The sequence below is a fragment of the Billgrantia pellis genome (genome assembly GCF_008297955.1).
Classification (GTDB): domain Bacteria; phylum Pseudomonadota; class Gammaproteobacteria; order Pseudomonadales; family Halomonadaceae; genus Halomonas; species Halomonas pellis.
This window is the reverse complement of the sequence record NZ_VTPY01000005.1, coordinates 493,314-502,611: the sequence shown is the minus strand read 5'-3', so window position 1 is coordinate 502,611 and position 9,298 is coordinate 493,314. Positions and strand designations below refer to the sequence as shown.

The following is a 9,298-nucleotide window of genomic DNA, read 5'->3' as shown; positions in this document are numbered from 1 at the left end:
GGGGCTCTACGCCACCGCGGCCGAGGATTTCCTGGCCGATCCTGAGCTGCAGGAGGAAGTGTTCGGTTCCACCTCGCTGGTGATCGAGTGCGCCGACCAGGACGAGGTGCGCCAGGTCGCCTCACAGCTTGAAGGCCAGCTCACCGCCACCCTGCAGATGGACGACGGCGACCTGGACGCAGCGAAAGCGCTGCTGCCGATCCTCGAGCGCAAGGCGGGCCGCATTCTGGCCAACGGCTGGCCGACCGGGGTCGAGGTGTGCCACGCCATGGTCCACGGCGGCCCCTACCCGGCGACCTCCGACAGCCGCACCACCTCGGTGGGCAGCGCGGCGATCTTCCGCTTCCTGCGCCCGGTGTGCTACCAGGCGCTGCCGCAGGGGCTCTTGCCCGAGGCGCTGCGTGACGGCAACCCCTGGGGTGTGTCGCGGCTGATCGACGGAACACGCGAGACGAATTAACAGCCTAGTAACAAAAGCTACAGCCTACTGATACCAAAGACGGCCTTTTGAGCTGTCTTTTGGTCGTGCTGGTAGCGAGACGAACGCTTATGTTCCGCTCTGCAAGGTTAGGCCAAGACGTTCCCGGTCATTGGTACCGGCCATGCGGATCAGCGCCAGGGCCTCGTCGAGACTTTCCACCTCTTCGACCCGTACCAACTCGCTGTCGAGACTCACCGACTTGCCGGTCTTGTCGGAAAGCAGCTGCTCCAGGGTTGCGATGTCCATGCCTTCCTCGAGCTGCAGGGTATCGACGCCGGCGTTGTCCTGGGTGCCAGGCAGGTAGAGGGTGCCGTTGGAAAAGTCCACGGCGTAGGCGATCACCCCCGGGATGATGAAGAACAGTAGGCCCACGCCATTGGCGATGGCGATCACCGGGTCGATGCGACCGTTCATTTGCCCCTTGCGCTCGGGATGGAAAACGGTACCGCAGCCCACCAGGGCGGTCAGGGAAACGCCAAGCACCAGCCCGGTCAGGGCATGGCGGATCTGATTCCTCATGGAAAGAGTGCTCCGCAGAAAGTCGGGTTACCGGCGCCGATGATTGCCGCCTTTGGCGCCGCCATGGAGAATGGCGGGAGAATATCATGATGAAAGCTAATACGAACGTTTAAACCGTTTCACGGAGGCGTCATGAGCGAAATCGCACTGCACACCTGCCAGGGCAGCGACATCGATCCACGACTGGACGAATTGGCTCACCTGCGAATGACCGTGTTTCGCGATTTTCCCTATCTCTACGACGGCAGTTTCGAATACGAAGCCAACTACTTGCGGCGCTACGCCGAGTGCCCCGAGAGCCTGTTCGTGCTGGCCGAGAATGGCGATGCCCTGGTGGGCGCCGCCACTGGCATGCCGTTATCCGAGGACGTGGAGGAATTTCGCACTCCGTTCGAACAGGCCGGCTTCGATATCGACAACGTGTTCTATTACGGCGAATCGGTGCTGCTGCCGAGCTACCGCGGCCGCGGCATCGGCAAGGCCTTTCTCGCCGAGCGCGAGCGCCACGCGGCCAGCCGCGGCTTCCGTACCGTGGCCTTCTGCGCCGTGGAGCGCCCCCACGATCATCCGCTCACGCCTGAAGGCTACGTGCCACTGCATGGCTTCTGGCGCTCGCAGGGCTATGAGCGTCATCCGGAGCTTGCCACCACCTTCCGTTGGAAGGATATCGGCGAGTCGGAGGAGAGCGACAAGCCGATGGTGTTCTGGCTGAAATCGCTGGCATGATGTTCGCTCGAGGCTGACCCGGGGACAGGCCCCGGGGCGCCGGACCGTTGATGAGGCGCTGTAAACCCTTCCTGGCGCTACATTTGCCCTGCTTCGCTCTCGCATCCTGCTCCGCTTGCAGGACCGGGACTGGCCATCCTTGGCCAGCCCGTTCGGAGCAGTGCGCCTCGACCTGTCCCCAGCGCTCCTCGCTGCTTCTTAATCAACTCGCTCTTTTGCCGCCGTTCCCCGTTGGCCGTACAATGCCTCGAACGCCGCCCACCGCGGCATGTCGACTCATGTCAGCCCATGCTGGAAGGAAACGCCGGACCCATGCGCGCCACCCAACTGTTGATCGCCACTCTCAAGGAAACGCCTGCCGACGCCGAGATCGTCAGCCACCGGCTGATGTTGCGTGCCGGCATGATCCGCCGCCTCACCTCGGGCCTGTACACCTGGCTACCGGTCGGCCTGCGCACCCTGCGCAAGGTGGAGCGCATCGTGCGCGAGGAGATGGATCGGGCCGGGGCCCAGGAAGTGCTGATGCCGGCGGTGCAGCCCGCCGAGCTGTGGCAGGAGTCCGGCCGCTGGGAGATGTACGGCCCCGAACTGCTGCGCCTGAAGGATCGCCACGAGCGCGACTACTGCGTCGGCCCAACGCATGAAGAGGTGATTACCGACCTGATGCGCCGCGAGCTCTCCAGCTACAAGCAGCTGCCGGCCAATTTCTATCAGATCCAGACCAAGTTTCGCGACGAGATTCGACCGCGCTTCGGTGTGATGCGTTCGCGCGAGTTCATCATGAAGGATGCCTACTCCTTCCACATCGACCAGGCCTCGCTGAAGGAGACCTATCAGGCGATGTACGACGCCTACGTGCGTATCTTCAGCCGTCTAGGTCTGGAGTTCCGCCCCGTGCTGGCCGACACCGGCGCCATCGGCGGCACCGACTCGCATGAATTCCACGTCCTGGCCGACTCCGGCGAGGACGCCATCGTCTTTTCCACCGAGTCGGACTACGCCGCCAACATCGAGAAGGCCGAGGCGCTGCCTGCACCGCTGGGCACCAACCCCGAGCGCGCCGCGCCCAGCGAGGAACTGCGCCTGGTCGACACGCCCGACGTGCGTACCATTGCCGCGCTGGTGGAGCAGCATGGCCTGCCCATCGAGAAGACCATCAAGACACTGATGGTTCACGCCGCCGAAGGCGGCCTGATCGCTCTACTGGTGCGCGGCGACCACGAGCTCAACGAGATCAAGGCCGGGAACCTGCCCGAGGTGGCCGAGCCGCTGACCATGGCCAGCGAGGAGGAGATCCGCGCCGCGGTGGGCGCCGGCCCCGGCTCGCTGGGCCCCGTGAACCTGGACATGCCGATCATCGTCGACCGCAGCGTGGCGCTGATGAGCGACTTCGGTGCGGGTGCCAACATCGACGGCAAGCATTACTTCGGCATCAACTGGGAGCGCGATGTGGCACTGCCCAAGGTGGCCGACATTCGCAACGTGGTCGAAGGCGACCCTTCGCCGGACGGCAAGGGAACGCTTGGGATCAAGCGCGGCATCGAAGTCGGCCATGTCTTCCAACTGGGCAAGAAGTATTCCGAGGCGCTGAACGCCACGGTGCTCGACGACAACGGCAAGGCGGCACACCCCTGGATGGGCTGTTACGGCATCGGCGTGACCCGTGTCGTGGCCGCTGCCATCGAGCAGAACCACGACGAGGCAGGCATCATCTGGCCCAACGCCATCGCCCCCTTCCAGGTCGCCCTGGTGCCAATGAACGCGCACAAGTCGCAGCGCGTGCGCGAGGAGTCCGAACGGCTCTACCAAGCACTGACGTCCGCCGGCATCGATGTACTGCTGGACGACCGCGACCTGCGCCCCGGGGTGAAGTTCGCCGACCAGGAACTGATCGGTATACCCCACCGCTTGGTGGTCGGCGACCGCGGGCTGGATAACGGCGAGCTGGAGTACAAGGGACGGCGTGACAGTGATGCGACCATGGTACCGGCCGACGGCATCGTCGAGTTCCTGCGCAAGCGGATCGAGGCGTGATGGCCGACTGGCCGCGCTGCTGTTGGCCGCGGCCAGTCTGCTCGACGCTCTCTCACCGGTAGGCGCAGATCCGGTGCATGACGTATCCGGCACCCAGGAACCTGACGTCCTCGATGCCTTGCCCAGCGGTTTTCAGCCGCCCCCTACCCGACGGGTTCGCGTCGAGCCCGACATACCGACGACTCTGCGCCTAACCTTGGACGCCCAGTCGAACCGTCCGCCGTCTGCGGAGGCGATCTGGGCCGCCCGACAATGGGTGAACGCAATGGAACCACGCCTGACGCGTTTCGTGGATGACGAGGCGCTGCGCGGCGAGCTGCTGCAGCGTATCTACCGCGAGGCGCGGCTGGCCGGACTGGCACCGGAAGTCGTATTGGCAGTGATCCAGGTGGAGAGCGCCTTCCAAGCCGACGCCGTCTCCTCGGCCGGCGCAGTGGGACTGATGCAGATCATGCCGTTCTGGATTCGCGAACTGGGCCGCAGCGCCGACGACCTGATGGACCCCTGGCTCAACCTGCGCTATGGCTGCACCATTCTTGCCCACTACCTGACCGTTGAGCGCGGTGACCTGACCCGCGCCCTGGCACGCTACAACGGCAGCCTGGGCAAGACCTGGTACCCCGAACGCGTCATGCGCGCTCTAACCGAGCAATGGTGGGTCGAGCGCTGAGAACATAGTATCGTAGAAAAAAATGCCGGCCCATTTGGGCCGGCTACTGGGGGGAAATCCCCCCTCCCCTGACGACTTGCCGAGCAGGTGGACTCAGTGCTTGCGCTTGCGACGATGGTCGCGAATCACGAAACCGATCCAACCTGCCATGAAAGCTACCATCATCGCGACGGTGACCAACCCGAAGACTACGGCATCATCCCAGTACATGGTGGTTTCTCCCCGTCACTTGATGTGATGGGTTCACTCTAGCGTGATCATGGGGAGGGAAAGATGACCTGAATCAAATTCCACCCTGGCAGGAGAACCAGGGCTCAGCAATTTGATTCAGGTCAGTTTTTCGAGGGGAACGGAGTCAAACGAGGCTTACGGAACCTTGCGGTCTTCCACCTGGGAAGGTTCGACGTCGACGGGAAGCGGATGGCCCTTGGCCAATTCGGCGCGGCCGGCCTCGCGCACCTCGAGTATTTCCACATCATAGTGCAGCGTCATCCCGGCCAGTGGATGGTTGGTGTCGATCCGAACCGAGTCGCCGTTCACCCCGAGTACAGTGACGATCTGCGGCCCATCGTCACCCGGGGTCTGGAAGCGCATGCCGGGAGCGAGTTCCGCCTGCGGAAAGGCACTGCGGCTCACCTCCTGCACTAACCCCTCGTCACGAACGCCATAGGCCTCGGCCGGAGCAAGCGTGACACGCAGGGCATCCTTCGTCTCGCGCTCTGCCAGGGCAGCTTCCAATCCCGGTAGGATATTGTCGTGACCGTGCAGGTAGGCCAATGGCTGGGCGCGCCGTCGGGAGTCGTCAAGTACCTCGCCGCGTTCGTCGCTGAGCACATAGTGCAGGGTTACGACCCGCTGAGGGGCGATCTGCATGGGGAATCTCCTTGGCTTCGATCGGTTTGGGCGCTGCGAGAACAGCACTCAGCGCTCCGGGCGCAGATGCTCCACGGGCATTTCCAGGCGCTGCTGACGATTGAGCAGGTTGAGCAGAACGATGGCGCGCTCCTCGCCCTTATGGCTGGCGAACACGGCTTGCAGATCCTTGAACGGGCCCTCCGTGATCTCCACCTTCTCGCCGGCGCGGAAGTAGACGTTGACGGAGCTCTCTCGATCCTCGGTGCCCTGCTCGCGCAGTGTCTCGATCAACGCGTCGTCAACCGGTAGGGGCCGGTTGCCGAAGGTGACGATGCGCAGCACGCCGCGAGTCGAGCGAATCGGCCTCCAGTTGCTGGCGACTCGATCCAGGCGGATGAACAGATAGTGAGGAAACAGCGGCTCGCTTATCCACACCAGCTTGCCGCCGCGCTTTTTCTGTACATCGAGAACAGGGTGGAAGAGTTCGTAACCCTGATTGCCGAGGTGCTCGGCGGCACGAAAGGACTCGCCCCCCTTGCACTGGATGACGTACCAGCGTGGCACGCTTACGTCATCCTCGATCGGCTGGGTTTCACGTTCGTTCATGAAGGGCTCCTTGGTCGGACTAACCTGCTGGCATCCCTGACGGTGCTTTGCCACAATCGGCCGGCCGGTCCCTGCCCCGACTGGCTGTCGCCCCGCCCAGCGGGGCCATTCTACCATCGTTGCCGGGTATCGGGCCGCCCCCCTGGCCATCGATCTTCAAGGAGTCGTGCGACGCATGTCCAACCCCCCCGCTCAGCGTAGTTGGCGTGCCGCCTTGGCCGTCTACCTGAGAGCGCCCGTACTCACCATGCTGTTTCTGGGATTCTCGGCCGGGCTGCCGTTCCTGCTGGTATTCTCGACGCTATCCGCCTGGCTGCGCAGCGCTGGCGTCGAGGTCGCCGCCATCGGCTTTTTCGCGTGGATCGGCATGCTCTACTCGATCAAGTTCTTCTGGGCACCGGTGGTGGATCGCCTGGCCCTGCCCGTGCTGACTCGCACGTTCGGCCAGCGACGCGGCTGGATGCTGCTGGCCCAGGCCATGATAGCCGGTGGGCTGGTCGGCCTGGCGGGTCTCGAGCCACAGCAGAACCTGCCCTGGGTGGCCACCTTCGCGCTGCTGGTAGCGTTCGGCTCGGCCACTCAGGATATCGCCATCGATGCCTTTCGCATCGAATCGGCACCCGATGACATCCAGGCGGCCATGGCTTCCACGTACATTATCGGCTACCGGGGCGGGCTGCTGGCCGCCGGGGCCGGAGCCCTCTACGTCGCCTCGTGGCTATCGTGGCAGGCCGCCTACCTGACCATGGCAATGCTGGTCGGCATCGGCGTGATCACGGTACTGCTACGCCCCGAGCCCGAGCGTCTGTCGCTCACCATCCAGTTGATTCACGAACCACGCGTGCGCGCCTTCCTCCGTGCCAGCCGTGGCAAGCCGCGCCTGCTGCGCCGCATGGGGGCCTGGCTGATCGGCGCGGTGATCTGCCCCTTCACCGATTTCGTCTCGCGCCACCGACTCAAGGCGCTGTGGCTGCTGCTATTCGTGGCGGTATTTCGCATCAGCGATCTGGCCATGGCATCGATGGCCAATCCCCTCTATATCGACCTGGGCTTTTCGCTCTCCACGATCGCCAGCGTGACCAACATCTTCGGTATCGCCATGAGCATCGGCGGCGGCATCCTCGGCGGCCTGTTGGTGGCGCGTTACGGGATCGGTCCGATCCTGGTGGTTGGCGCGTCGGCGGCCACTCTCACCAACCTGCTGTTCGCCGCGCTGGCGCTGGCCGGCCAAAGCCTGCCGATGCTGGCGCTGGCCATCATCGGCGACAATTTGGCCAATGGCCTGGCCAGCGCTGTCTTCATCGCCTTCATTTCCAGCCTGACCTCACGGGCCTACACCGCCACCCAGTACGCCCTGTTCTCGTCGTTGATGACCCTGCCGGGCAAGTTCCTGAGCGGCTTCGGCGGGCTGGTAGTGGCGACGCAGGGGTACGCCACCTTCTTCGTCATCGCCACGGCACTCGGATTACCGGCCATTTTCCTGGCCATCTGGATCAGCCGCGATCGCGAGCTGGTGCCCCGACCCACGCCGCGTACCGCCTGAGCGGGCGGTACAGCGCTATCGCTGGTCCAGGTACGCCTGCACCCAGGTCAGCGCGCCCGGCGTGGAACGCCACTGGTCCCGCATCAGCGTGCGGTATTGCCACGCCTCGGCGCGCGTTCCCGGCTCGGCCACGCCGTCTGGGCCCAGCGACACGGCCCGCGTCTGCTCGGCGCACAGCATGGGCAGGGCGTGGGGATTATGCCGTTCGACCTCATGCAGCACCGCATCGGCTTCATCAACCCGCTCGAGACGGAACAGCGCCAGCGCCCGCCCCATCAGAATGCCCAGCACCGGCCCGTCGTCGCGCCGGGCCTCGGTCATTGCCAGCGCCTCGCGCTCCCGCCCTTCGCGCAGCAACTGGTCGAGGACCAGTTCCTGCAGGCCAAGGCTGTCCTGGTCATCCAACGACAGCAGGCGCTCGGCCAGCTGTCGGGAGCGCGCCCGGGCGCCTCGCTCCATGCCGACCACCAACGCAAGCCCGGTGCGCAACAGTACGGCATTGTCGGCGCTGTCCCACAGGAAAGGCCCTTCGCCCACGCCGCGCACCCGCTCCAGCCAGCGCTCCAGGCGATCGGCCAGCGGTTCGAACAGGCTCGGCGACATCCACGGCAGGCTGCCGAAGCGACTGGTCAGGGCCAGGGCGAGCGACTGGACCACGCGTGGCGCATCGAGCCATTCGGGATTCGCGCAGAGTTCACGCAGCCAGTCGCCGGCCTGAACCCAGGGATCGCCCTTGAGTCCCAGCGCGCTCTCATCATCCACGTCGACTTCGAAGTGCTGTCGCCAGGCGGCGACGAGCGTATCCTCTCGCGCACTGCTGCGATATTCCAATTCGCCTGTCTCCGTGCTCCGCACATCGAGCCCCGGTGCAGGGGGCAGCTCGGCGAGCAGCGCCTGTAGCGCCGCCAGCGGCTCCGCCAGATCCTCCTCGGCATTGAGCAATTGGTCGGCCAGGGTCGCACCGGGGTTCTCAGCCAGATCGGCCAGGAACTGCAGTTGCTCGGGTTCCAATTCGCCCTGGCGCGCCAGCCTACGGAACCAGAAGCGGGCCCGTTCGGCGGCCTCCTGCTCATGTCCTTCGTGAAGCAGCAGCATGGCCTCGATATACGCCAGGGTGGGCGAATCCGGCAACGCCTGTTGGGCACGCACGAAAGCGGCCCGAGCGCTGTCCAGGTCATCGTTGTCCAGGTGCATCAGGCATAGCCGCTCGAGCGCCACGCCGCGCAGGAACATCGGGCCGCGATCGAGCACCTCGTCGAGCAGTTCGGCGCGCTTGCGCGTAAAACCACGTTCCTGATAGAGATCGATCAGTAGTTCGAAAGCGGGTTCGGCCTGTGCCGGCAACCGGGACCAGTCGGCGCGCTGAAACAGCGATTCGAGAATCTGCTGGGCGCGACCGCGCTGACCGGTTTCGGCGGCGATCAACCCGGCCTCGAGCAGCGCCTGCGCCGGGGCGTGGCCGCTCTCCAGGGCGGCTTTCAGCGTCGGCCCCTTCCAGTCGCGCAGCGATAACATCCACATCAGGTGATCGGGAACGTCAGCGGGCATCGAGACCGCCCCGCAGCAGTGCTTGGTCTTGCGTCCCGAGTCACACCAGCAAGGCTCGTTGCGCCCTGGACGCGCCAGCGGCTCACAGGCGAAACCGGCACGCTCCAATGGGGTCTGTGACCAGAGCACTGGCGCCAGCGCCTGGGCCATGGCCAGATTGCCGCCCATGAGTTCGGCACCCTCCTCCCGCGCCCACGCCATGAACTCGGGGTAGCGCTCGTCCTCGCGGATGGCTGCCAGGGCTCCCGCGGCAAAGCCCAGCAGCTGTTCCACCCATACTGCCAGCATCGCACTCTCCGCCAGTGAAAAGGCGCAT

At 64.9% G+C, this 9,298-nt stretch carries 9 protein-coding genes and 1 pseudogene; 5 read left to right on the top strand and 5 right to left on the bottom strand.

Going from position 1 to position 9,298, the window contains the following annotated elements; translation table 11 throughout:
* A pseudogene (locus F0A17_RS15470) lies at positions 1-460 on the top strand (aldehyde dehydrogenase (NADP(+))); the annotation flags it as partial.
* Between the two features lie 87 nt (positions 461-547).
* Here F0A17_RS15470 and F0A17_RS15465 read toward each other — a convergent pair.
* Positions 548-1,000: a hypothetical protein gene (locus F0A17_RS15465; RefSeq protein WP_149329221.1), complete on the bottom strand. Its 453-nt coding sequence runs from the start codon at positions 998-1,000 to the stop codon at positions 548-550.
* 132 nt (positions 1,001-1,132) lie between these two features.
* Here F0A17_RS15465 and F0A17_RS15460 point away from each other — a divergent pair, with 132 nt between their 5' ends.
* The 3 genes from F0A17_RS15460 to F0A17_RS15450 all read left to right on the top strand — a co-directional run bounded on the left by F0A17_RS15460 (position 1,133) and on the right by F0A17_RS15450 (position 4,430).
* Positions 1,133-1,726, top strand: a complete 594-nt coding sequence (locus tag F0A17_RS15460; RefSeq protein ID WP_149329220.1) for a GNAT family N-acetyltransferase — start codon at positions 1,133-1,135, stop codon at positions 1,724-1,726.
* A 312-nt stretch (positions 1,727-2,038) separates the two neighbouring features.
* A complete protein-coding gene (locus F0A17_RS15455) occupies positions 2,039-3,760 on the top strand; it encodes a proline--tRNA ligase (protein WP_149329219.1) in 1,722 nt (573 codons plus the stop codon).
* A gap of 73 nt (positions 3,761-3,833) precedes the next feature.
* Complete coding sequence (locus F0A17_RS15450; RefSeq protein WP_422671003.1) at positions 3,834-4,430, top strand: lytic transglycosylase domain-containing protein; 597 nt, start codon at positions 3,834-3,836, stop codon at positions 4,428-4,430.
* A gap of 93 nt (positions 4,431-4,523) precedes the next feature.
* Here the strand turns inward: F0A17_RS15450 and ccoM are convergent, their stop codons facing one another.
* The 3 genes from ccoM to rfaH form a co-directional block, all read right to left on the bottom strand.
* Positions 4,524-4,640: a cytochrome c oxidase subunit CcoM gene (ccoM, locus tag F0A17_RS20960; protein WP_276571223.1), complete on the bottom strand. Its 117-nt coding sequence runs from the start codon at positions 4,638-4,640 to the stop codon at positions 4,524-4,526.
* A 156-nt stretch (positions 4,641-4,796) separates the two neighbouring features.
* The gene (locus tag F0A17_RS15445) at positions 4,797-5,303 is read right to left on the bottom strand and encodes an FKBP-type peptidyl-prolyl cis-trans isomerase (protein WP_149329218.1); all 507 of its coding nucleotides are present in this window, start codon (positions 5,301-5,303) and stop codon (positions 4,797-4,799) included.
* Between the two features lie 48 nt (positions 5,304-5,351).
* Entirely contained in the window at positions 5,352-5,891 is a 540-nt protein-coding gene (gene rfaH, locus F0A17_RS15440; protein WP_149329217.1) for a transcription/translation regulatory transformer protein RfaH, read from the bottom strand.
* A 175-nt stretch (positions 5,892-6,066) separates the two neighbouring features.
* Here rfaH and F0A17_RS15435 point away from each other — a divergent pair, with 175 nt between their 5' ends.
* Complete coding sequence (locus F0A17_RS15435; RefSeq protein ID WP_149329216.1) at positions 6,067-7,434, top strand: AmpG family muropeptide MFS transporter; 1,368 nt, start codon at positions 6,067-6,069, stop codon at positions 7,432-7,434.
* Between the two features lie 15 nt (positions 7,435-7,449).
* Here the strand turns inward: F0A17_RS15435 and F0A17_RS15430 are convergent, their stop codons facing one another.
* On the bottom strand, positions 7,450-9,270 hold the full coding sequence (locus F0A17_RS15430) for an SEC-C domain-containing protein (RefSeq protein ID WP_149329215.1): 1,821 nt from the start codon (positions 9,268-9,270) through the stop codon (positions 7,450-7,452).
* Between the last annotated feature and the right edge of the window lie 28 nt (positions 9,271-9,298).